This window comes from Rhodococcus sp. HNM0563 (assembly GCF_012726195.1).
GTDB lineage: Bacteria > Actinomycetota > Actinomycetes > Mycobacteriales > Mycobacteriaceae > Rhodococcus.
In genome coordinates this window covers 88,593-111,813 of record NZ_JAASAF010000006.1, presented here as the reverse complement: position 1 = coordinate 111,813, position 23,221 = coordinate 88,593, and the positions used below count along the sequence as shown (strand labels likewise).

At 65.9% G+C, this 23,221-nt stretch carries 23 protein-coding genes; 16 read left to right on the top strand and 7 right to left on the bottom strand.

The annotated features are described in order from the left end of the window. The first annotated feature begins 33 nt into the window (after nt 1–33). Nucleotides 34–510, top strand: coding sequence for a nitroreductase family deazaflavin-dependent oxidoreductase (locus tag HCA61_RS15185; RefSeq protein WP_169689023.1), 477 nt, complete (start codon nt 34–36; stop codon nt 508–510). A 6-nt stretch (nt 511–516) separates the two neighbouring features. On the opposite strand, the gene HCA61_RS15180 is transcribed toward HCA61_RS15185, so the two are convergent. Then, nucleotides 517–1,149, bottom strand: coding sequence for a TetR/AcrR family transcriptional regulator C-terminal domain-containing protein (locus HCA61_RS15180; protein WP_169689022.1), 633 nt, complete (start codon nt 1,147–1,149; stop codon nt 517–519). A gap of 122 nt (nt 1,150–1,271) precedes the next feature. Between HCA61_RS15180 and HCA61_RS15175 the strand changes: the two genes are divergently transcribed. Both HCA61_RS15175 and HCA61_RS15170 read left to right on the top strand, forming a co-directional pair. Further along, nucleotides 1,272–2,441 carry an acyl-CoA dehydrogenase family protein gene (locus HCA61_RS15175; protein WP_169689021.1) on the top strand — a complete coding sequence of 390 codons (1,170 nt, stop codon included), beginning with the start codon at nt 1,272–1,274 and terminating at the stop codon, nt 2,439–2,441. A 10-nt stretch (nt 2,442–2,451) separates the two neighbouring features. Continuing rightward, the gene (locus HCA61_RS15170; protein WP_169689020.1) at nt 2,452–3,588 is read left to right on the top strand and encodes an acyl-CoA dehydrogenase family protein; all 1,137 of its coding nucleotides are present in this window, start codon (nt 2,452–2,454) and stop codon (nt 3,586–3,588) included. A gap of 7 nt (nt 3,589–3,595) precedes the next feature. Here HCA61_RS15170 and HCA61_RS15165 read toward each other — a convergent pair whose 3' ends face one another. Both HCA61_RS15165 and HCA61_RS15160 read right to left on the bottom strand, forming a co-directional pair. Continuing rightward, a complete protein-coding gene (locus HCA61_RS15165; protein WP_169689019.1) occupies nt 3,596–4,111 on the bottom strand; it encodes a TIGR04338 family metallohydrolase in 516 nt (171 codons plus the stop codon). Beyond that, nucleotides 4,108–4,914, bottom strand: coding sequence for a DUF2786 domain-containing protein (locus tag HCA61_RS15160; RefSeq protein ID WP_169689018.1), 807 nt, complete (start codon nt 4,912–4,914; stop codon nt 4,108–4,110). Before HCA61_RS15160 ends, HCA61_RS15165 begins: the two co-directional genes overlap by 4 nt. Nucleotides 4,915–4,999: 85 nt before the next feature. Here HCA61_RS15160 and HCA61_RS15155 point away from each other — a divergent pair, with 85 nt between their 5' ends. The 9 genes from HCA61_RS15155 (at nt 5,000) to HCA61_RS15115 (ending at nt 16,163) form a co-directional block, all read left to right on the top strand. Further along, nucleotides 5,000–5,554, top strand: coding sequence for a PadR family transcriptional regulator (locus HCA61_RS15155; RefSeq protein WP_169689017.1), 555 nt, complete (start codon nt 5,000–5,002; stop codon nt 5,552–5,554). Continuing rightward, the gene (locus HCA61_RS15150; protein WP_169689016.1) at nt 5,551–7,584 is read left to right on the top strand and encodes an NADPH-dependent 2,4-dienoyl-CoA reductase; all 2,034 of its coding nucleotides are present in this window, start codon (nt 5,551–5,553) and stop codon (nt 7,582–7,584) included. The genes HCA61_RS15155 and HCA61_RS15150 overlap by 4 nt, the downstream gene beginning before the upstream one ends. Nucleotides 7,585–7,645: 61 nt before the next feature. Then, nucleotides 7,646–9,094 (top strand): alanine/glycine:cation symporter family protein, encoded by a 1,449-nt coding sequence (locus tag HCA61_RS15145; RefSeq protein ID WP_169689015.1) that lies wholly within the window; start codon nt 7,646–7,648, stop codon nt 9,092–9,094. Between the two features lie 44 nt (nt 9,095–9,138). Continuing rightward, nucleotides 9,139–10,212: a sn-glycerol-3-phosphate ABC transporter ATP-binding protein UgpC gene (ugpC, locus tag HCA61_RS15140; RefSeq protein ID WP_169689014.1), complete on the top strand. Its 1,074-nt coding sequence runs from the start codon at nt 9,139–9,141 to the stop codon at nt 10,210–10,212. A gap of 167 nt (nt 10,213–10,379) precedes the next feature. After that, nucleotides 10,380–11,663: an ABC transporter substrate-binding protein gene (locus HCA61_RS15135; RefSeq protein ID WP_169689013.1), complete on the top strand. Its 1,284-nt coding sequence runs from the start codon at nt 10,380–10,382 to the stop codon at nt 11,661–11,663. A gap of 17 nt (nt 11,664–11,680) precedes the next feature. Further along, a complete protein-coding gene (locus tag HCA61_RS15130; RefSeq protein ID WP_169689012.1) occupies nt 11,681–12,760 on the top strand; it encodes a sugar ABC transporter permease in 1,080 nt (359 codons plus the stop codon). A gap of 77 nt (nt 12,761–12,837) precedes the next feature. Next, nucleotides 12,838–13,659 carry a carbohydrate ABC transporter permease gene (locus HCA61_RS15125; RefSeq protein WP_169689331.1) on the top strand — a complete coding sequence of 274 codons (822 nt, stop codon included), beginning with the start codon at nt 12,838–12,840 and terminating at the stop codon, nt 13,657–13,659. Then, on the top strand, nt 13,656–13,853 hold the full coding sequence (locus HCA61_RS15120) for a hypothetical protein (RefSeq protein ID WP_169688941.1): 198 nt from the start codon (nt 13,656–13,658) through the stop codon (nt 13,851–13,853). Before HCA61_RS15125 ends, HCA61_RS15120 begins: the two co-directional genes overlap by 4 nt. A gap of 165 nt (nt 13,854–14,018) precedes the next feature. Continuing rightward, entirely contained in the window at nt 14,019–16,163 is a 2,145-nt protein-coding gene (locus HCA61_RS15115) for a transglycosylase domain-containing protein (protein ID WP_169689011.1), read from the top strand. On the opposite strand, the gene HCA61_RS15110 is transcribed toward HCA61_RS15115, so the two are convergent. After that, nucleotides 16,138–16,752 (bottom strand): TetR/AcrR family transcriptional regulator, encoded by a 615-nt coding sequence (locus HCA61_RS15110; RefSeq protein ID WP_169689010.1) that lies wholly within the window; start codon nt 16,750–16,752, stop codon nt 16,138–16,140. The genes HCA61_RS15115 and HCA61_RS15110 overlap by 26 nt on opposite strands. A gap of 45 nt (nt 16,753–16,797) precedes the next feature. On the opposite strand from HCA61_RS15110, the gene HCA61_RS15105 reads away from it, so the two are divergent. The 3 genes from HCA61_RS15105 to HCA61_RS15095 are packed head-to-tail and all read left to right on the top strand — an operon-like array spanning nt 16,798 to nt 19,868. Beyond that, nucleotides 16,798–18,024 (top strand): acyl-CoA dehydrogenase family protein, encoded by a 1,227-nt coding sequence (locus HCA61_RS15105; RefSeq protein WP_169689009.1) that lies wholly within the window; start codon nt 16,798–16,800, stop codon nt 18,022–18,024. Between the two features lie 15 nt (nt 18,025–18,039). Then, nucleotides 18,040–19,113: a phosphotransferase family protein gene (locus HCA61_RS15100; protein WP_169689008.1), complete on the top strand. Its 1,074-nt coding sequence runs from the start codon at nt 18,040–18,042 to the stop codon at nt 19,111–19,113. Beyond that, a complete protein-coding gene (locus HCA61_RS15095; RefSeq protein ID WP_169689007.1) occupies nt 19,110–19,868 on the top strand; it encodes an SDR family oxidoreductase in 759 nt (252 codons plus the stop codon). The genes HCA61_RS15100 and HCA61_RS15095 overlap by 4 nt, the downstream gene beginning before the upstream one ends. 74 nt (nt 19,869–19,942) lie before the next feature. On the opposite strand, the gene HCA61_RS15090 is transcribed toward HCA61_RS15095, so the two are convergent. The 3 genes from HCA61_RS15090 to HCA61_RS15080 all read right to left on the bottom strand — a co-directional run bounded on the left by HCA61_RS15090 (nt 19,943) and on the right by HCA61_RS15080 (nt 22,000). Then, nucleotides 19,943–21,043 (bottom strand): inositol-3-phosphate synthase, encoded by a 1,101-nt coding sequence (locus HCA61_RS15090; RefSeq protein WP_169689006.1) that lies wholly within the window; start codon nt 21,041–21,043, stop codon nt 19,943–19,945. Further along, entirely contained in the window at nt 21,036–21,596 is a 561-nt protein-coding gene (locus HCA61_RS15085; RefSeq protein ID WP_169689005.1) for a PadR family transcriptional regulator, read from the bottom strand. Before HCA61_RS15085 ends, HCA61_RS15090 begins: the two co-directional genes overlap by 8 nt. A 170-nt stretch (nt 21,597–21,766) precedes the next feature. Next, complete coding sequence (locus HCA61_RS15080) at nt 21,767–22,000, bottom strand: DUF1707 domain-containing protein (protein ID WP_169689004.1); 234 nt, start codon at nt 21,998–22,000, stop codon at nt 21,767–21,769. A gap of 96 nt (nt 22,001–22,096) precedes the next feature. On the opposite strand from HCA61_RS15080, the gene HCA61_RS15075 reads away from it, so the two are divergent. Then, on the top strand, nt 22,097–22,519 hold the full coding sequence (locus HCA61_RS15075) for a DUF5318 domain-containing protein (protein WP_169689003.1): 423 nt from the start codon (nt 22,097–22,099) through the stop codon (nt 22,517–22,519). Nucleotides 22,520–23,221: the final 702 nt, after the last annotated feature.

The window sequence follows — 23,221 nt, the reverse complement described above, 5'->3', positions numbered from 1 at the left end:
ACATGAGCGACGCGGCGGTGCATGGTGGAAGACATGCGCGTCACGGAACCCGCTGTACCGCCGACCGGTATCCGGCGTCGGCTCTTCCGCTCGCCGATCCGGTTGTATCGATGGCACCTCGGGTTCCTGCTGGGGCGCCACTTCCTTCTCCTCGAGCACCGAGGTCGCAAGACCGGGAAACCTCGGTATGTGGTGCTCGAGGTCGTCAATTACGACGACACGCACGACGGTTTCGTCGTCGCGGTCGGTTTCGGAGCCACGTCGGACTGGTATCGCAATCTGCGAGCCGATCCGCACGCACGCGTCGAGTCGCGGCGAGAGCGGGTCGCGGTCACGGCGGAGTTTCTCGAGCCGGACGAGGGTGCGCACTTTTTCGCGCATTATGCGCGCCGCCACCGGAAGCTTGCCGTCAAGCTGTCCGCGACCATGGGATTCGAGGTCGACGGCAGTGACAGTGACTTCCGTGAAGCCGGGAGTCGGATCAGGTTCGTGCGGTTGCGGCGTACCTGACCGTCGTCAGCTTTTGTCGAGCGCCGCGTATTGCGCGGCGAGCCCCGACAAGAACGTGCCGAGGACCAGCTCGAAACTGTCCTCGTCGATCTCGGCGGCGTACTCGCGGAGCCGGTGCGCCTGAGACAGGTGCGGATAGCGTTCGTTGTAGGTGTCGATGTCGTCGATGAACCCACCGGCGAACGACGTGATCGCGGAGCCGACGACGATGTACTTGATCGATGCCCCGATCATCGTCGCGGTCCGTGGTGGCCAACCTGCGCGAGTGAGTCCGCCGTGCACGGCGTCGGCGCGGTCGAGTGCGACGGGTCGGTCGCTCGGGCCGTAGGCGAGGAACGGCACCATGTTGGGATGCGCGGCAAGGGCGTTGCGGTACGAGCGTGCCCAGCTACGCAGGGCGTTCTGCCAATCGTCGTCGTCGAATCCGCTCACGTCGACGTTCTCGGCGACGGTGCGGGCGATGTCGTCGAGCAGTTCGTCCTTGTTGGCGTAGTGGCTGTACAGCGAGGGTGCGCGGACGCCGAGTTCGTTCGCGATCTTGCGCATCGACACGGCATCGAGGCCGTGTTCGTCGACCAGGCGCAGTGTCGTCTCACGAATGAGCTCCCGGCTCAGTATCGGGGTGCGTGGCCGCGCCATGTGCGTCTCCTTTCCTGTCGTCGTACTGGACAACCTTACAGTGTCAGGTTACGGTTCGGGAGTACAGATCAGCAGCCTTTCCGCTGGTCTCCCCACCGCACAACCGCGACAGAGGGCCACCCATGAATCTGAAACTCACCGCCGAGGAGCTCGCGTTCCGCGACGAACTGCGCACCTTCTACACCACCGAATTCCCAGCCGAGCTGCGCGAGAAGGTCGCGGCCGGTATGTCTCTGGGCAAGGACGAATTCGTCCGGGCCCAACAGATCCTCAATGCACGCGGCCTGGCGGTCCCGAATTGGCCCGTCGAGTGGGGCGGTAAGGACTGGACTCCGGTGCAGCGGAACATCTGGCTCACCGAGATGCAGCTCGCGTCGGTGCCCGAGCCGCTGCCCTTCAACGCCTCCATGATCGGCCCGGTGCTCGCGCAGTTCGCGTCGCAGGAGATGAAGGAGCGCTTCCTTCCGGCCACGGCGAACCTCGATATCTGGTGGTGCCAGGGATTCTCCGAGCCCGAGGCCGGCTCCGACCTCGCCTCGCTCAAGACCCGCGCGGTGCGCGACGGTGCCGACTACATCGTCAACGGTCAGAAGACCTGGACGACGCTCGGCCAGCACGCCGACTGGATCTTCTGCCTGGTCCGCACCAATCCCGATGTCAAGAAGCAGGCGGGCATCTCGATGCTGCTGATCGACATGAAGACCCCCGGTATCACCGTGCGCCCGATCAAATTGATCGACGGCAGCTACGAGGTCAACGAGGTCTTCTTCGAGGACGTGCGGGTGCCGGCCGAGAACCTCGTCGGTGAGGAGAATGCAGGCTGGACCTACGCGAAGTTCCTGCTCGGCAACGAACGTATCGGCATCACCCGTGTCGGAGCCACCAAGGTGAAGCTGGCGCGTGCCAAGAGTTTCGCTGCGCAAACCCGGCTCGGCGAGGGCACGCTCCTCGAGGACCCACTGTTCGCCGCCCGCCTCGCCGAACTCGAGAACGAACTCATCGCTCTCGAGCTGACTCAGCTGCGGGTCGTGGCCAGCTCGTCCGACGGCAAGCCGAACCCCGCATCCTCGCTGCTCAAGATGCGCGGTTCGGAACTTCAGCAGGCCGCCACCGAACTCTTCGTCGACATCGCAGGCCCGGATTCGCTCCCCGCCGGCGCGGACGACATCGATTCGCCGGAGTGGGCCCAGCTCACCACCGGGACCTACCTCAACAACCGCAAGGTGACCATCTACGGCGGGTCGAGCGAAGTGCAGCGTTCGATCATTGCTTCCTCGATTCTCGGACTGTGAGGCCAAGGACATGAACTTCGATCTCGATACCGAACAGGACCTGCTCCGCAAGACCGTCCGCGACCTGCTCGCCGATGCGTACGACGTGGAGACCCGCAACCGCGTGGCAGAAGGCGATCTCGGCTGGAGCCGCGAATTGTGGCAACAGCTCGCCGAACTCGGTGTGCTCGGCCTGCCGTTTCCCGAGAAGCACGGCGGAATGGGTGCCGGGCCCGTCGAGGTGATGGCCGTCGCGACCGAACTCGGCGCGGCCCTCGCTCCCGAACCGGTGCTCGCTGCCGTGTACCTGCCCGGCGGGCTCGTCGCGGAGGTCGGCAGCGACGACCAGCGGGGCGACTTCCTGCCGCGGCTGTCCGAAGGAACGCTGTTGATGGCGTTCGCGCACGACGAACCCGGAACCCGCTGGCCGTCCATGTCCGTCACCACCACCGCTGTGCGTAGCGGCGATTCATGGACTCTGACCGGACGCAAGAACCCTGTGCTCCACGGTGATTGCGCCGAGACGCTGATCGTCTCAGCGCAGCTGCCCGACGGCGGCGTGGGTCTGTTCATCGTTTCCGCCGACGCCGACGGGCTCACCCGCACGTCGTACCGAACGAACGACGAGCGCCGCGCTGCGCAGATCGTGCTCGACGGCGTTGCTGCTGTCGCGCTCGGTGAGGCCACCGACGCGTCGGCCGCGATCGTCGCGGCACAGGTCCGAGCGCAGGCGGTGCTGTGCGCCGAGGCGACCGGCGCGATCGATCGAGCAGTGCGCGCCACGGCGGATTACCTGAAGCAGCGCAAGCAGTTCGGTGTTCCGCTCGCGACGTTCCAGGCCCTGACACACCGCGCCGCCGACATGTACGTGCAGTACGAACTGGCGGCGAGCATGAGCCTGTACGCGACCATGGCGCTGGCCGACGGCATCGTCGACCCGGTGATCGCTTCGCGTGCGAAACTGCAGGTCGGCCGGTCGGCACGCAAGATCGGGCAGGAGGCGGTGCAGATGCACGGCGGTATCGGTGTCACCGCAGAACACTCCATCGGGCACTACCTGAGCCGGCTCACCGCGATCGAGCACACTCTCGGCACCATGGACGACCACTTGCGGGTGCTTGCCGCAGGTGTCGGCGACTACGAGCGTGTGGAGATCGCCGGTATGTGACGCGAGCTCACTCGCGAACCGCGATCCCCGACGCGCGCAACACGAATGCGGCCTCGGGCCCGATGATCTCGTCGACCAATGTCAGGAACCGGTCGACGAACGCGGGCCCGTGGGCCGCTTCGGTCGGATCATCCGGGTCCTGCGGGTCGAGGTGATGTGCGAGTTCGTGCAACACGACGAGTTCGCGGAACGCCCATGCCTGATTGCCGCGATGTACTGGGAGAGCGATGGTTGCGCAGTCGCTCTCGTAGTGCGCCGCGGTGTTTCCCGACCGCGCACGGACTCGCACAGGCAGTGCTGCGCGCGACCAACGCGCACGCACCCAGTTCAGGGCAAGCACCTTGTCGACGTACTGCTGCGCGGACTCGAGCGATGCGAAACGCCGTTCGATCGGCAAGGTGACGTGGGACCCGGCCACTTCGACGGCGCGCAGGCCGCGCTCGTCCGCGAGATCGAACATGCGCCGGACGAGCGACTCTGCCTCGTACACAGACGTTCTCTGTGTATCGCGCACCTTGGTCACGATTCCAGCCTCCTCGCGGCAGGTGGTAGTTCGGGTGAGCCGCCGAGTCGCGCCGTGCGCCCAGCGCGGTCGCCGGCGCGTTGCGCGTCGGCGGATCGTGTCGCCACACGGTTCCCCCGCCAGCTTCCTCGCGCCTGCGAGGTCGTGCGGTAGAAATCGCGCAACTCGAGTTCCTTGCCGCGAAGGACGAGGGCGGTGCCGGGCGTCGATTCCTCGGCTTCGCGCTCGGTGTCCTGTTTCGCTTCGGCGAGGCGCGCACCGATTCGCGCGGCGAACGCCGACTGGAAGTTCAGGCGTGCGGTGACGCCCGCGACGGGTTTGCGCACCTTTGTGCGGACCTGTCGGCCTCCGCGGCGTTCGATCGCCGTCCGCACCGTCGTCTCGTCCTTGTAGGTGCCCGAGCGCAGGTATGCGTCGGAGGCGCGCACCATCTGCACCAGCAGCGACGAGTAGAGGGCCTCGCAGACGTCGATGTCGGCGGCGAAACCGTACGCGTAGATCACCGTGGAGGTCGCGGTGATGTCGCACTGGACGTCGTTGGCCGCGGCGATCGCCAGGAACAGCTGCGCATACGTCCGCAGTCCCTTCTTCCCGGCCTCCCCGATGGTGACGAGTCGCTGGACGGGCGCCGCACGGCGCTGCCTGGCGGTCGTGTGGGCGCGGGCCACTGCGAGATCGACCGAGGCGGATGTCGCAAGCCGCTGGGCGGCGGCGAGGAAGGCGTCGGCCTCGTGCGGATTGTCGGTCGACTCCGCCTGCCGCAACAGGCCGCCGATGCGGGTCAGCATCTTGTCCGAACTCACGCGTCGAGCGTAGAGGGTCGTGCCGACAGCAGCCCGGCGACGCACTGCACTTGATTGCATATGCACCTGGTTGCATACTCTTCCCATGGCACTCGAACACGCGCTGCTCGTCTCACTCGACGAGCGCGCCGGATCCGGCTACGAGCTGGCTCGTCGCTTCGACAAATCCATCGGTTTCTTCCACAGTGCGACCCATCAGCAGATCTACCGGGTCCTGCGACGGATGGAAGAACGCGGGTGGGTCACATGCGAGACCGTGCTGCAGGACGGCCGCCCCGACAAGAAGATCTACACGGTGGCCGTAGCCGGTCATGCCGAACTCGATCGCTGGATCGCGCAGCCGTCGGAACCCGACCACCTGCGCAGCGAGCTGGCCGTCAAGATCCGGGCCGCCCGTCCCGGCACCCTGCCCGAGTTGCTTGCGGAGATCACCCGCCACCGCGACGCTCACGACGCTCGCCTCGACGTCTATCGACTCATCGAGAAACGGGACTTCCCGGCGCAGGCCTCCCTCAGTGGCCCGGCGTTGCACCAGTACCTGGTGCTGCGCGGTGGCATCCGTGTCGAGGAAGGTTTCCGCGACTGGTGCCAGGACATGCTCGACGCCCTCACGCCCCCTTCTGAACAGGAACAACCGTGACAACTGCCGACTCCTACCCGACCTTGCTGTCGCCGCTCGACCTCGGGCCGATCACCCTGCCCAATCGTGTGATCATGGGCTCGATGCACACCGGGCTCGAGGACCGCGCCAAGAACACCGGCCGACTCGCCGCCTACTTCGCAGAACGCGCCCGCGGTGGTGTTTCGCTCATCGTGACCGGCGGTTACGCACCGACCCGGACCGGATGGCTGTTGCCGTTCGGAGCCAAGCTCACCAACCGGATCGAGGCCCGGCGACACCGCACGATCACCGACGCCGTGCACGCCGAAGGCGGCCGAATCGTGTTGCAGATCCTGCACGCGGGCCGGTACAGCTATTGGCCGCTGAGTGTGTCGGCATCGTCGATCAAGGCACCCATCAACCCGTTCCGGCCGCGGCGACTCACCTCGTGGGGTGTGCGCAGACAGATCCGCGCATTCGTCCGGTGCGCCAGGCTCGCGCAGCAGGCCGGCTACGACGGAGTCGAAATCATGGGTGGCGAAGGGTATTTCATCAACCAATTCCTCGCGGAGCGGACCAATCGGCGCACCGACGAGTGGGGCGGCAGCCCCGAGAAGCGTCGCCGCCTTGCGGTGGAAATCGTTCGCGGTGTCCGCGAGGCCGTAGGCCCCGACTTCGTGATCTCCTTCCGGCTGTCGATGGCGGATCTCGTCGACCGCGGCCAGAGCTGGGACGAAATCGTCGCTCTTGCACAAGAAGTCGAGTCGGTAGGTGCAACCCTGCTGAACACCGACATCGGCTGGCACGAATCGCGGGTACCGACGATAGTCACCTCTGTGCCCCGCGCCGCCTTCGTCGACTTCACGGCCAGGCTCGCAAAGCACGTGAGCATCCCGGTCGCGGCGTCCAACCGTATCAACATGCCCGAGACCGCAGAGGAAATCCTCGCCGACGGTCGCGCACACCTGGTGTCGCTCGCACGGCCCATGCTCGCCGATCCCGACTGGGTGCGGAAGGCCGCAGCAGGCACACCCGACGAGATCAATACCTGTATTGCCTGCAATCAGGCCTGTCTCGACCACGCCTTCGTGAACAAGCAAGTTTCGTGCCTGCTCAACCCGCGGGCGGGCCGTGAGACCGAACTGCTGCTCTCGCCCACGCGTCGCAGCAAGTCGGTCGCGGTCGTCGGAGCAGGCCCCGCGGGCCTGTCGGCTGCGGTCAACCTTGCGCGCCGCGGGCATCGCGTCAGCCTGTTCGAAGCAGATGCGCAGATCGGTGGTCAATTCGGTATCGCGCGGCTCATCCCGGGGAAGGAGGAGTTCGCCGAAACCTTGCGGTACTACACGCGGCAACTCGAGCTCACCGGTGTCGACGTCAGGTTGAATACGCGCGCAACGGTCGCCGATCTGACCGACGGATTCGACGAGGTTGTCGTCGCGACCGGTGTCACGCCGCGAGTTCCGGCCATCGACGGCATCGATCATCCCAGCGTGCTGACCTATGCGCAGGCCGTGCGCGGCGGTGCGCCGATCGGTGAGCGCGTCGCGGTGATCGGCGCGGGCGGAATCGGCGTGGACGTTTCCGAATTTCTCACCCATGACACCTCCCCGGCGACGGATCTCGCCGAGTGGAAGCGTGAGTGGGGTGTCAGCGACGATGAGGATGCGCCCGGTTCGTTGGCCACCCCGCATCCCTCGCCGTCGCCTCGCGAGGTCTATCTACTGCAGCGCACTCCCGGGCGCATCGGAGCGAAACTGGGCAAGACCAGCGGCTGGGTGCATCGGGCGGCGCTGAAACACAAGGGTGTCCACGAGCTCTCGGGAGTGGGTTACGAACGCATCGACGACGACGGCCTGCACATCAGTCTCGGCAAGGACGGCAGCGAGCGCCGGGTGCTCGCCGTCGACACCATCATCGTGTGCGCCGGACAGGAATCGGTGCGCGACCTCGTGGACGGGCTCACTCTCGCCGGCATCACGACGCATGTGATCGGCGGCGCCGACGTCGCAGCGGAGCTCGACGCCAAGCGCGCGATCGAGCAGGGCACCCGGCTCGCCGACCGGATCTGAGAGCGAATCGCGGGGCCGAAAACGCTGACGGAATCGTTCCGCGACCGCGAAGATCGGTGGAATGGACACCGCGGTCGAATTCGTCACCGACATCAACGACTGGTACTGGTATGCGGTCATCGCGCTACTCGTCGGATCCGGACTGTATTACTCGTTCCGGTCCAGGTTCATCCAGATTCGGCTGATTCCCGACATGCTGCGGTCCATCGTGGAGAAGGCCGAGGACCTCCCCGACGGGGAGAAAGGGATCTCGGCGTTCCGGGCATTCTCCATTTCCGCAGCGTCGCGGGTAGGAACGGGCAACATCGCGGGCGTCGCGATCGCGATCAGTATCGGCGGACCCGGCGCACTGTTCTGGATGTGGGCGATGGCGCTGATCGGCGCCTCCACCGCATTCGTCGAGTCGACTCTCGCGCAGCTGTACAAGGTGCGCGACAAGGGCGCGTTCCGGGGCGGACCGGCCTACTACATGCAATACGGGCTCGGTAAACGGTGGATGGGCATGATCTTCGCGGTGATCATCACGATCACCTACGGATTCGTGTTCAACGCCGTGCAGACCAACTCGATCGTCGACGCGGTGTCGAGTTCGGTGGGTGAGAAGACGACGGGTCTGCAGGTCGGTATCGGCATCGCGGTGGCGATCCTCGTCGCTCTGGTCATTTTCGGTGGGGTGCGGCGGATCTCGAGTGTGTCGCAGGTGGTGGTTCCGCTCATGGCCATCGCCTACCTGATCATCGGAATCATCGTGGTGGTCCTCAACCTCGATGAGGTCCCCGGGATGTTCAAGCTGGTGTTCGAGAACGCCTTCGGCATCCGCGAGGTCGCGGGAGGCGGGTTCGGTGCCGCGTTCATGTACGGCATCCGGCGCGGCCTGTTCTCGAACGAGGCCGGCATGGGTTCGGCGCCGAACGCCGGCGCGACCGCATCGGTGTCGCATCCGGTCAAGCAGGGCCTCGTGCAGAGCCTCGGCGTCTACTTCGACACGTGGCTGGTGTGTTCGATCACCGGATTCATCATCCTGCTGTCCGAGCCGGAGTTCGGGTCGGGCCTCGAAGGCGCCGCGCTGACGCAGAACGCGATGGCCTTGCAGCTCGGCGACTGGACCGTGCACTTCCTCGCCGTCCTCATCTTCTTCCTCGCATTCACCTCCGTCATCGGCAACTACTACTACAGCGAATCGAACATCGAGTTCCTCACCGGTTCGCGGAAGGCCCTGCCCTATCTGCGTTCGGCCGTGGTGGTGTGCGTGTTCCTCGGCGCGATCGGGTCGGTGCCGCTGGTGTGGGCGCTCGCCGATCTGGCGATGGGCGTGATGGCGACGGTCAACCTCATCGCGCTGATCCCGTTGTCGGGTATCGCGTACGCCCTGTTCCACAACTACAGCGCGCAACGCAAGCAGGGACGCGACCCGGTCTTCCATCGTGGCGATGTGCCGGGGGTCCGTGGGATCCAGGTGTGGGGCGACGACGACGCGCCGGTGGCGGTGGACCGCGAAGACGCACGGTAGATTCCGGTAGCGCACGAGCGTGTCCGCTTCGGAAAGGATCTGCGATGGCCTCGGTGACCTTCGACAAGACGACGTGTCTGTTCCCCGGCTCGAGTACACCTGCGGTCGACGCACTGGATCTCGAGATCGAGGACGGCGAGTTCCTTGTCCTGGTCGGGCCCTCCGGTTGCGGTAAGTCGACGTCGCTGCGGATGCTGGCAGGACTCGAACAGGTGCACAGTGGCCGCATCCTCATCGGAGACAACGACGTCACCGCGCAGGATCCGAAGGAACGCGACATCGCGATGGTGTTCCAGAACTATGCGCTGTACCCGCACATGTCGGTGGCCGAGAACATGGGATTCGCGCTCAAGCTCGCGAAGACCCCGAAATCCCAGATCCGTGAGCGGGTCACCGAGGTCGCCAAGATGCTCGATCTCGAGCAGTACCTCGACCGCAAACCGAAGGCCCTCTCCGGTGGCCAGCGGCAGCGCGTCGCAATGGGGCGTGCGATCGTGCGGGAACCGCAGGTGTTCCTCATGGACGAGCCGTTGTCCAACCTCGACGCGAAGCTGCGCGTCCAGACCCGCACCCAGATCGCCCAGCTGCAGCGCAGGCTCAACACCACCACCGTCTACGTCACACACGACCAGGTGGAAGCCATGACGATGGGCGACCGCGTCGCTGTGCTGGAGAAGGGCATCCTCCAGCAGTGCGCGTCGCCGCGCGTGCTCTACAACCAGCCGGCCAACGTGTTCGTCGCCGGTTTCATGGGCTCACCCGCAATGAATCTGTTCACCCTCCCCGTCGTCGAACGCGGAGTCATGGTGGGCGACGTCCACGTCCAGGTGCCCCGCGACATCCTCGGGCAGGTGACCGAGACCGAGGTGACGATCGGCATCCGTCCGGAGCACCTCGAGATCGCCTCCGACGGGCTCCCCGTCGATGTGGACGTCCTCGAGGAATTGGGATCCGACGCCTACGTGTACGGCAACGCCACGATCGGTGGGATCCGCCAGGAGATCGTGGCTCGTAGCGACTGGCGAACTCCACCGCAGAAGGGGGACCGCGTTCACCTGCGGTTCGACCCCAACCACGTGCACGTGTTCAAGACCTCGGACGGTTGTCGCATCGGCTGAATCGGTCGGTTCCGGCGTATTCGGCCATTGGGATCGCCGACACAGAACCGATCAAGGATGGGTGGAATGCCGACTTTTCGAGGTGGCCCGTGCCACAGTAGTGGCCGGTGTCGGTGCCTCAGGGGTTACCGGCGAGTTGTTTTTCCGATCTCACACGGGAGATGTACATGGCTTTGAACAAGAAGGCGATGCGCAGAGCTGCCATCGCCGCCTCCTCGGCGGCGCTGCTGGTTCTGACGGCGTGTGGTTCCGACGACGGTGGCAGCGACACCGGCTCGACCGACACGGGCGCCGCCGCATCCGGTGAGGGCCGCGGTCCGATCACCATCGTCGAGGGCCAGGACCCCTTGAACGCGGCGCTCGAGAACATCATCGCCGACTGGAACGCCGAGAACCCCGACGAGCAGGTCACCTTCAAGCCGCTCGCACGCGAGGCCAACGACCAGTACGCCGATATCGCGCAGCGCATGCAGGCGCAGAGCGACGAGTACGACCTCGTCGCCGTCGACGTCACGAACACCGCCGAGTTCGCCGCCAACGGCTGGCTGCTGCCGCTCGAGGGCGACAACGCGATCGACACCGACGGGCTGCTGCCCGCGACCGTCGAATCGGGCACCTACAACGGCACGCTCTACGCGGCTCCGAAGAACACCAACGGTGCGTTCCTCTACTACCGCACCGACCTCGTCGATCAGGCACCCGCCACGTGGGACGACCTGAAGGCCGAGTGCCCGAAGGCAGAGGAAGCGGGTATCGCCTGCTACATCGGTCAGTTCAGCAACTACGAGGGCCTGACGGTCAACGTCACCGAGATCGTCAACGCCTTCGGCGGCAGCTTCGTCGCCGAGGACGGCCTCACTCCCGCGATCGACGACAAGACGGCCGAGGGCCTGCAGTTCATCGTCGACTCGTTCGAGGACGGCACCATCCCGGCAGCCGCGCAGACCTACACCGAGGGCGAGTCGCAGACCGCATTCGGCAACGGTGAGGCCATGTTCATGCGTACGTGGCCCGGCTTCTACACCGACGGTGAGCAGTCGTCGGTCGCCGGTAAGTACGGTATCGCCGTTCTCCCGGGTGTCGACGGCCCGGGTGTGTCCACCCTCGGTGGCTACAACGTCGGCATCAGCGCGTTCACGGATGCTCCGGCCACAGCCCGCGACTTCCTCGAGTTCATGCAGACCCGTCAGTCGCAGGAGTACTACGCCGAGGTCGGCGGCGCACCGGTCCTCGCCGAGGTCTACGACGACCCGGAGATTCTCGAGCAGTACCCGTACTTCTCGACGCTGAAGGAAGCGCTCGAGAGCGCGAAGCCGCGTCCGTCGTCGCCGTACTACTCGGCCGTGTCGAAGGCGATCTCCGACAACGCCTACGCTGCGATCCGGGGAGAGAAGCCCGTCCAGCAGGCCCTGGACGACACGCAGGCCGGCATCGAAACCGCCGGCAACTGATCCACTAGGAGCAGTAGATGGCAGAACCGCAGGTCGGAAAGCCGGCGGATCCGCCACATGACACCGCGGTCGGGACCGATGGTCCCGGCCGCGGACGTGTGGCCGGTCGGCACCGTGCGCCCGCGCCGCCGCCGATGACCGCTCCGCCGGCCAAGGCCCGGCGGAAGGTGCCGGTGTGGATGTTCATCGCGCCGTCGATGATCGTCCTCGCAGTGATCATCCTGTACCCGCTCGGCAGAGCGATCTGGATGTCGCTGCACGGCGACGCGAAGACGCTCGACCCCGATACGGGCCGGTTCGTCACGGGCGGGTTCGTGGGTATCGAGAACTACACCCGCTGGATCACCCAGACCTGCGGTACTGCCACCGGTTCGATCCCCTGCCCGCCGGGAACCCTCGGTTCTCAGTTCTGGCAGTCGATCTTCAACACCTTCTTCTTCACTGTCGTGACGGTGTCGATCGAGACAGTGATCGGTTTCGCGATGGCGCTCGTGATGGCCAAGTCGTTCCGGGGCCGCGGTCTGCTGCGTGCGTCGGTTCTGGTGCCGTGGGCCATCCCCACCGCAGTGACCGCCAAGCTGTGGTTCTTCATCTTCGCCAACGACGGTATCGCCAACAAGATGCTCGGCACAGACATCCTGTGGACCGCCGATCCGTGGCCCGCCCGATTCGCGATCATCGTCGCCGACGTGTGGAAGACCGCGCCGTTCATGGCGTTGCTCATCCTCGCGGGCCTGCAGATGATTCCGTCGGATGTGTACGAGGCTGCGAAGGTCGACGGCGCGAACGCCTGGCAGCGCTTCACTCAGATCACGTTGCCACTCGTCAAGCCCGCGCTCATGGTGGCGATCCTGTTTCGCACGATGGACGCGCTGCGCATGTACGACCTGCCGGCCATCATGATGGGCTCCAACCCCGCGACCTCGACGATTTCCGTGCTGGTGGTCGACCAGATGCGCCAGGGCGCCAACTCGGCGTCCGCGTTGTCGACGATCACATTCCTCATCATCTTCGCGGTCGCCTTCATCCTGGTGCGGTTCCTCGGCGCCAATGCGGTCAGTACCCAGGAGAAGCAGCGGAAGGGAGACATGGCATGACCGGCACGATCACTGCCTCCGAGACGTCTGCCGACGAGACTCCGCCGCCCGGCCCCAAGCGGGCGGGCAGGTTCCGGATGGGAACGATCGGCACCTATATCGGGGTGGCGCTCATCGTCGTCTGGGGGCTCGCTCCGTGCTACTGGATGATCGTCACCGCGTTGCGCGATCCTGCCGACACGTTCAGTACGAGTCTGTGGCCGACGAATCCGACCCTGCAGAACTTCGCCGATGCGCTCGACCCGGACGCCAAGGTCAACTTCTCCCGCGCGCTGATGAACAGCGTCATCATCGCCGGGGCAACCACGCTGATCGCACTGCTCATCGGTGTGTTCACCGCGTACGCGCTTTCGCGTTTCGAGTTCCGGGGCAAGTACTTCGTCACCGGCATCATCCTCGGTGCTTCGATGTTCCCCGTTGTCGCGCTCGTGACCCCGTTGTTCCAGTTGTTCACCGACATCGGCTGGATCGGCAGCTATCAGGCGCTGATCATCCCGAATATTTCGTTCGTGCTTCCGCTGACGGTCTACACCCTCACGTCGTTCTTCTCGGAGTTGCCGTGGGAACTCGAGGAGGCCGCGCGCATGGACGGGGCGACGCGCGGGCAGGCATTCCGCTTGATCATGCTGCCGCTCGCGGCGCCCGCGTTGTTCACCACTGCGATCCTCGCGTTCATCGCGACGGTCAACGAATATCTGCTCATGTCGCAGCTCTCGAGTGAACGGACGGCCCCGGTGACGGTGGCGATGGCGCGGTTCACGGGCACCGACCCTTATGTGACGCCGTATGCGTCGATCATGGCCGGTGGCACGTTGGTGATGGTGCCGCTGGTCGTGATGGTGCTGATCTTCCAGCGTCGGATCATCTCGGGCCTGACGGCGGGTGGCGTGAAGTCGTGAGTCGTCGCCTCCCCCGCCGTCAGCGACTCGAGATGCTGCTCGGTGTCATCACGGTCTTTGCCGTGATGGCGGTGGTGGGGGCTGTCGCGGAAATGTTGTCACCGGAGCCGGGTATCGTGCCGTCATTGGTGCTGGCAGGGTTCGCGCTTGCGTGGTGGTTCACATACCGTGCGTGGCGTCGCACAGAGCCGTAGTAGTGCTGCGCACACAATCTGCGTAGTGCTGCGCACACATTCGGCGTCGTGCTGCGCACACATTCGGCACAGTGCTGCGTACGTCACTTATGCGCGTGACTTCGCACCATGCTGTCGGCAGGATGGAAGAATCTGCCGAGGCCCATTCTGGAGAAAGTGGTACGTGTGAGTCCCCCGAATCCGTCGACGTCCAGCAGCGGACGCGCTTCCGCTGGTTCGAAGTCACGGCGGTGGCGAATTGTCCGGTATGTCGTACTCGTGGTGGTTGCGCTGCTGGTTCTCGTGCCGATCGGAGTGTTCGCTGGCGCGTACGTCTCGGCAGAGGTACCCCGCCCCTCCGACATGACGACCAACCAGATCGCTCGCATCTATGCTGCCGATGACACCACCGAGATCAGCCGAGTGGTGCCACCGGAGGGCAATCGCGTCGAAGTCGGCATCGACGAGGTCCCCGCGCACGTGCGCAACGCCGTGCTCTCGGCCGAGGACCGCGACTTCTACAGCAACCCCGGTTTCTCGATCTCCGGATTCGCTCGCGCGGCCCGCGACAACGTCATGGGCAAGGACACCGCCGGCGGCGGCTCCACGATCACCCAGCAGTACGTCAAGAACGTGCTGGTCGGCGCCGACCGCACCCTCACGCGCAAGATGAAGGAGCTGGTCATCTCGTCGAAGATGGCCCGCGAATGGTCGAAGGACGAGATCCTCGAGGCGTACCTGAACACCATCTACTTCGGCCGCGGCGCCTACGGCATCGCCGCGGCGTCGCAGGCGTACTTCGGGAAGGCGGTCGGCGACCTGACGGTTTCCGAGGGCGCGGTCCTCGCGGGCGTGATCCAGACACCGTCGTCGCTCGATCCCGAGTTCAATCGTCCCGCGATCGAGGCGCGCTGGAACTACGTCCTCGACGGCATGGTCGATATGGGCGTGCTCGATCCCGGTGACCGCGCCGAAGCCGCCTTCCCGGAGACCGTCCCGTCCGATCAGCTGGCGCGCGCCAACGAGGCGCCCGGCCCCGAAGGACTGATCCGCACCCAGGTGCTGCGTGAGCTTTCTGCAGCGGGGATCAGCGAACAGGTGCTCAACACCGAGGGGCTGCGCATCGTCACCACGATCGATCCGGTGGCCCAGCAGGCGGCGGTCGACGCGGCGCGGGGCAACCTCGAGGGCGAACCCGAGGACCTGCGCACTGCCGTGGTGTCCGTCGACCCGCGCTCGGGCGCGGTGCGGGCGTACTACGGCGGCGAGGAAGGCGCGGGTTACGACTATGCGCAGGCGCCGCTCCAGACCGGTTCGTCGTTCAAGGTGTTCGGTCTGGTCGCGGCTCTGCGTGAGGGCATCGGCCTCGGCGCGCGCTACGACAGCACCCCGCTGACCGTCGGCAGCATCGAGATCAACAACGTCGAAGGCGAGTCGTGCGGTAAGTGCACGATCGCGGAGGCGACGAAACGATCGCTGAACACCAGCTTCTATCGGCTGATGATGTCCATGGAGAACGGTCCGCAGAAGATCGCCGACGCGGCGCACGACGCCGGTATCCCGATGGAGATCCCCGGGGTGGAGGGTACTTCGCTCACCGAGGCGAACGGCATCCCGGAAGGGGGCATCGTGCTCGGCCAATATCAGTCCCGCGTGATCGACATGGCGTCGGCGTATGCCACGCTCGCGGCGTCGGGCACCTTCCATCAGCCGTATTTCGTGCAGAAGGTCACCACGTCCGACGGTGAGGTGCTCCTCGACCGGCCTGCGTCCCCCGCGGAGGATCGCATCGACCCGGCCGTGGCCGACAACGTCAGCCAAGCGCTGCTGCCCGTCGCGGCGTACTCGCGTGGCCACGCGCTTGCCGGCGGGCGACCGTCGGCTGCGAAGACCGGCACCACCCAGCTCGGTGACACAGGCATGAACAAGGACGCGTGGATGGTCGGGTACACCCCGTCGCTGTCGACCGCCGTGTGGATCGGCACCGCCGATGCGGGGCCGATCACCAATCTGTGGGGTGGCTCCATCTACGGCTCCAGTCTTCCTTCCGACATCTGGAAGGACACGATGGACACCGCGCTCGCGGGCACCGATGTGGAGAGTTTCCCGTGGCCCGACCCGATCGGTGGACAGGCGGGAGTGCCCGCCGACGCGGGTATCAGCACCCCGACGACCACCGGGCGTCCGGTACCCGGGTTCGAACTCCCCGATCTGAGCGACCTGCCGCCGATCACGATCCCGGCGCCGCCGGTCGAGATCCCGCCGGAGGTTCAGTTACCGCCGCAGATCGAGGTCTTCCCAGGCGTCACGATCCAGATCCCGGGGATGTGACGCCGGGGTCGTCGAGAACGACGGCCCGCAGCACGATGATGCTGTAGTCGACAACATCGTCGACCGAGGTATCCGGGGCGGCGGTGCGATCGACCGCAAGTGATTCGACCATCGACCACCAGCCGCGCAGTCTCATGGTGGTGAGCGGATTCGGCGTTGCTCTTGTTGCGGTCAGGATTCGTCCGACCATCGTGTTCCTGACCTCGTCGTGGATCTCGAGGATCTGCGGGTCGGCACCGAATCCGCCGTGGAAGAAGGCCTGGTAGTTGTCGCTGTGTCGGTCGACGAACGAGACGAATGCGTTCAGGCACGCCCGAAGCGGGTCGGGGTCGTCCGGGTCCGGTGTGGCCGCGCGCAGCATACGGCGGGACGCGGCGCCCACGACCGCCACGTAGAAGTCCTGCTTCGTGGGGAAGTACCGGAAGAGCAGGCCGCGTGAGATACCGGCGATCTCGGCGACGCGGTCGATCGACAGTGCGTGGATCGGGCGGTTCGACAACTCTTGAAGGCCCACCGCGACGAGCTGGCGTCGACGCTCTTCGGGTGGCAGCCGGCGTCTGACATCCGGGACTTGTCGGGGAGTACTCACCCCGCTAGCCTAACTGAGCATTGCTCAATTGAGGACGGAGCCTTCATGGATTTCGGACAGTCCGCGCGGAGCCTCGACTATCTCGAGCGTCTGCGCAGCTTCATCGCCGCCGAGGTCGAACCTGTCGAACGGCAGGTCCGTGCCGGGCGGAGCGAGGGGCTCGCCCAGCGTCGCGACGCCACCGGAAGCTGGTCCGTCGCGCCGGAATTCCGAGAACTGCAGCGCAAGGCCCGCGAGGCCGGACTGTGGAATCTCTTCCTCCCCGATCCGGACCTGGGTGCGGGCCTGTCCAACGTCGAGTACGCCCCGCTCGCCGAGGAGATGGGCCGGTCGATGTTCGCGTCGGCCGTGTTCAATTGCGATGCGCCCGACACCGGGAACATGGAGGTGCTCTACCACTACGGCAGCGCCGAACAGAAGGAGCGCTGGCTGCGTCCCCTGCTCGACGGTGAGATCCGGTCGGCGTTCTGCATGACCGAACCCGACGTCGCCTCGTCGGATGCCACCAACATGGCCGCGACCGCCGTCATCGACGGCGACGAGGTGGTCTTGAACGGACGAAAGTGGTGGAGCACAGGTATCGGGCACCCCGACTGCAGGGTGCTCATCTTCATGGGCCTGACCGACCCGAACGCGCACAAGTACCAGCAACATTCGATGGTTCTCGTCCCGATCGACACACCGGGGGTGACGATCGAGCGCATGCTCCCGACGATGGGATACTTCGACGAACCCGGTGGGCACGGCGAGGTGTCGTTCACCGACGTCCGGCTGCCCCTCGATGCGGTGATCGCCGGTCCTGGCCGCGGTTTCGAGATCGCCCAGGGCCGTCTCGGCCCGGGGCGAATCCATCACTGCATGCGTCTGGTCGGGCTTGCCGAGCACACACTCGAACTCGCGTGCCGCCGCGGACTCGACCGGAGGGCCTTCGGCAGACCGATCGTCGACCTCGGCGGTAACCGCGAACGCATCGCCGACGCGCGCATCGCCATCAACCAGCTTCGACTACTCGTCCTGCACGCCGCATGGCTGCTCGACACGCAAGGTCTGGCGGGTGCCCGATCCGCGGTTTCCGAGATCAAGGTCGCCGCGCCGCGGGTCGCGCAACAGATCATCGATTTCGCGATCCAGATCCACGGTGGCGCAGGTCTGTCCGACGACTTCCCGCTCGCCGGTGCCTGGACGGCAGCGCGGGCACTGCGTCTTGCGGACGGACCCGACGAGGTGCATCAAGGCCTCGTCGCACGATTCGAACTCGGCAAATACAACTGAGATGGGGATACAGGAGTGAGTGAACTTCCTGACAACGCGCGAGCGGTCCGCGACGAGGACGCATTCGACGTCCGGGCCGTTGCGGCATGGCTCGACGAACACGCAGGCATTCCGGGACTTCCGGAGGTGCGTCAATTCTCGGGTGGCGCGTCCAATCTGACCTACCTGCTGCGCTATCCGGATCGAGATCTCGTGCTGCGTCGTCCGCCGGCCGGGGCGAAGCCGTCGTCCGGACACGACATGGCGCGCGAGTACCGCATCCAGTCGCTGCTCGCACCGGTCTACCCGCACGTGCCTGCCATGGTCGGCATGTGCACCGACCATGGGGTGCTCGGCAGCGATTTCTACGTGATGGAACGCGTGCCCGGCACGATCCTGCGGGCCGACCCGCAGACCACCCTGGACCTGACGCCGGAACAGACCCGTGCCTTGTGCCTGCGGATCGTCGACCTGCTCGTCGAACTTCACGGTGTCGACCCCGGGACCTCCGGGCTGAACGAATTCAGCCGCGGCACCGGGTACGTCGCGCGGCAGGTCGCGGGCTGGACCGCGCGCTACGAGAAGGCCCGGACCGACAACGTCCCCGATTTCGCACGCGTCACCCGCTGGCTCGACGAGACCCAACCCGCCGACGTCGCGTCGACTGTCGTGCACGGAGATTTCCGGCTCGACAATGTGGTGCTCGACGCGGACGATCCGCTGCGGCCGGTCGCTGTGCTCGACTGGGAACTTGCGACGATCGGCGACCCGCTCATGGATCTGGGCTCGTCGCTCGCGTACTGGGTGCAGGCCGACGACGACCCGATGCTGCTCGCCACCAAGCGGCAGCCGTCGGATCTGCCCGGTATGCTCACCCGCCGTGAGATAGTCGAGTACTACTCCAGGAAATCCGGACTGCCGGTGGACAACTGGCGATTCTACGAGGTCTTCGGCCTGTTCCGGCTCGCCGTGATCGCCCAGCAGATCTACTACCGCTACCACCACGGGCACACCACCAACCCCGCGTTCAAGGACTTCTGGGTTGTCGTCGGCTACCTCGACTCCCGGTGCAACGAACTCATCGACCAACTCGAGAAGGAGGGCCGATGAGCCGGCCACAGCGACGCAACATCCTCATCACCGGAGCGAGTTCCGGACTCGGCGCGGGAATGGCCCGCGAATTCGCCGCGCGGGGACGCAATCTCGCGCTCGCCGCCCGCAGGGTGGATCGCCTCGACGCACTGCGGTCGGAACTGCTCGCCGAGCATCCGCATATTACCGTCGCGGTGCGGGCGCTGGACGTCGACCGGCACGACGACGTCTTCACCGTCTTCCGGGAGCTCGACGAGGAACTCGGTGGCCTCGACCGGGTGATCGTCAATGCCGGTCTCGGCAAAGGGCAGCCGTTGGGCACGGGCTACTTCCGTGCGAACGCGCAGACTGCTCAGACCAATTTCCTCGGGGCGCTCGCCCAGAGCGAGGCAGCGCTCGAGCTCATGCGCCCGCGCAATGCGGGGCACGTCGTCCTGATCTCGTCGATGAGCGCACTGCGCGGAATGCCGCGCAACATGACGACCTACGGCGCGTCGAAAGCGGGGGTCGCGGCCCTCGGAGAGGGGATGCGATCGGACCTGGCGGGCACCGGGATCGACGTCAGCACCATCTTTCCCGGCTACATCCGCTCGGAGATCAATGAGAAGGTGAAGAAGGTCCCGTTCATCGTCGACACCGAAACCGGTTGTCGTGCACTGGCTGCGGCGATCGAGAAGGAGCCGGCCAAGGCATACGTGCCGGGGTGGCCGTGGATCCCGCTGGCCTACGCAATGAAGGTGTTGCCGTTGTCGGTGGTACGGCGAATGTCATAACCGCCCCGAAATGGCCGAATGTCACCTTCATACAGTTGAAGTGTACGAAGGTGACATTCGGTCATGAAGGGGGATCAGTCCTCGGCGCCGATGATGAAGGCCTCGAGCTCGGTACGAGCCTTGTCGTCGGCCATCTGGACCGGCGGGGACTTCATCAGGTAGGCAGATGCCGGGAGGATCGGGCCACCGAGGCCGCGGTCCTTGGCGATCTTCGCGGCGCGGATCGCGTCGATGATGATGCCTGCGGAGTTCGGCGAGTCCCACACCTCGAGCTTGTACTCGAGGTTCAGGGGGGCGTCGCCGAAGGCACGGCCCTCGAGGCGGACGTATGCCCACTTGCGGTCGTCGAGCCACTGAACGTAGTCGGACGGGCCGATGTGGACGTCGCGGTCGTGGACCTTGCCTGCCAGCGGGCCGTTGAGGTTCGACGTGACGGCCTGGGTCTTGGAAACCTTCTTGGACTCGAGACGCTCACGCTCGAGCATGTTCTTGAAGTCCATGTTGCCGCCGACGTTGAGCTGGTAGGTGCGGTCGAGCACGACACCGCGATCCTCGAACAGCTTCGCCATCACGCGGTGGGTGATGGTAGCGCCGACCTGCGACTTGATGTCGTCGCCGACGATCGGGACACCGGCGTCGGTGAACTTCTTGGCCCACACCGGGTCGGAGGCGATGAACACCGGGAGCGCGTTGACGAACGCCACGCCGGCGTCGATGCAGCACTGGGCGTAGAACTTGTCGGCCTCGTCGGACCCGACGGGCAGGTACGACACGAGAACGTCGACCTCGGCGTCCTTGAGTGCCTGGACGACGTCGACGGGCTCGGCGTCGGAGAGTTCGATGGTCTCGGAGTAGTACTTGCCGATGCCGTCGAGGGTGTGGCCGCGCTGGACGGAGACGCCCGTCGGCGGCACGTCCGTGATCTTGATGGTGTTGTTCTCGCTGGCGTTGATCGCCTCGGAGAGATCGAACCCGACCTTCTTGGCATCGACGTCGAACGCGGCGACGAACTTGACGTCGCGCACGTGGTACTTGCCGAATGCGACGTGCATCAGACCGGGGACGGTCGAGGTGGCGTCGGCGTCCTTGTAGTACTCGACGCCCTGAACCAGAGACGAGGCACAGTTCCCCACGCCCACAATGGCCACGCGCACCGAGGTGCTGTTCTCACCCATGGTCGGGTTCTCCTTCTTTTCTGCTTGCTGCTGACGACTGCTCGGCGGCGATGAGTTCGTTGAGCCAGCGGACTTCGCGTTCGCTGGACTCGAGGCCGAGTTGGTGTAGCTGACGGGTGTAGCGATCCAATGTGCCGCTCGCCCGCCCGATGGCGTCGCGGAGGCCTTCCCGGCGTTCCTCGACCTGGCGTCGCCTGCCTTCCAGAATCCGCATCCGCGCTTCCGCGGGAGTCCGGCTGAAGAAAGCGAGGTGAACGCCGAATCCGTCATCGGTGTAGTTCTGTGGACCCGTGTCGGCCACCAGCTCGGTGAACCGTTCCCGGCCTACCGGGGTCAGCTGGTAGACGCGACGAGCGCGCCGCTTCACCGGCCCGGGGACTCCGGCATCCTGCTCGGCGATGAGGCCATCGGCCTGCATCCGCCGCAATGTCGGATACAGCGACCCGTACGAGAAGGCGCGGAAGGCGCCCAGAAGCCCGGTCAATCGCTTGCGGAGCTCGTAACCGTGCATGGGCGATTCGAGAAGCAGCCCGAGGATTGCCAGTTCGAGCAAAGGGGGCCACCTCCTACGTCCGTTCGAACCTAACCGACTGATGCGATGCAAAACTATATCGCACCGATATATAGAACCATACGCCTGTCCCCAACCCGCCCCTCAGAGAAGTGCACCCCACAGAACGACAGCGACAGCGACGACCGCCACACCGGCGATCATCGGGGCGATCAGTCCCCCGGCGGCCTTTCGGCCCCGTCACCCTCGGATTCGACCGGCGGTTCCAGGTCGCGAACGAGGTCGGCGAGTTCCGGCAGTGTTGTCGCTGTTTCGGTGCGTGCGACGAGGTCGCGCCGTTGTTCTGCCGTCAACTGCCCCTCGTCATAGGCAGCATCGAGACGGGTGCGTGCGCGAAGACGGTCGCTGTCGCGAACTCGGGTCTGAGGCGATCGTCGGCGAATCACGGCAGAAGCGTAGTTCGTCCGGAATGGGTCTGCCGTGTACAGGACCGAGCACACTCCGCGGCCACTTGCACTTGGGCCGCACGTACTCTGGAGCCCGTGCAAACTCAGCGGCAGGTGGTGGACTACGCGTTGCAGCGGCGGTCGCTGCTCGCCGAGGTCTACTCGGGGAGACGCGGCGTGGCCGAGGTCTGCGATGCAAGCCCTTACCTGCTGCGAGCCGCAAAGTTCCACGGCACGGGCAGTGAGGTCGTGTGCCCTATCTGCCGCAGGGAGCAGCTGACCATCGTTTCGTGGGTCTTCGGCGACAAGCTCGGAGCGGTTTCCGGTTCCGCGCGCACTCCCGAAGAGTTGACCCGCCTGGCCTCCAGCCAGGAGGAATTCTCCGTCCACGTGGTCGAAGTTTGCCGAACCTGCAGTTGGAACCACCTGGTGCAGTCGTACGTTCTCGGTGCGCAACCCGCGCCGAAGCGGCCCCGTCGTCGATCGACGGGTGCAAATCGACGCACCGCGAGCGAGTGAACGGTCGCCGGACGACGTGACATCGACGTGCCCGACGGTGTACACAGCTGCACAAGACCGAACGACCGAGTCGTCGACCCCCTGTCCGAGGACGGATTCGAGGATCGGGCGTAACGCGTCGCGCCGACATTTGGAGAAACGTACGTGAGTTCCACCGACAACGAACCCGAGGACAACCGGGCGGTTCCGCCCCAGCCGAACGGTCCCGGCGGTATCCCGCCGCAGCGGCCGACACCGGATGGTGCGTCCGCTCCGGGGCGTCCGCTGCCGCCTCCACCGCGTCAGCAGGGGTCGGGGCAACCTCCGGGTCCAGGTCCACGGCCGCCGCTCCCCCCTCACGGGCGTCCGCAGCAGCAACCGCCCGGGCGTGGCGGGCTTCCGCCGCAGCAGCCGGGCCCTCGTCCGGCCGGCCCCCAGCAGCAAGGACCGCAGGGTCCGCTGCCCGGCCGCGGTGGGCCGCCGCCCCAGCAGGGGCGGAGACTTCCGCCCCAGGGGCCGGGGCAGCCGATGCGCCCCGGCACGGGTCCCGTCCCTCAGCAGCAGCGTCCACCGCAGCAGTTCCCCGGCGGGCCTACCGATCGTGCACAGGGAAGCCCCGCCGGACGGGGTGCCCCCGCTGCCGATCCCACCCGCCGGATGCAGTCCGGTGCGCCGAACAGTCAGGAGCAAGCGGCAGTCAGGCAGCCCCCGCCGCGGGCAGCT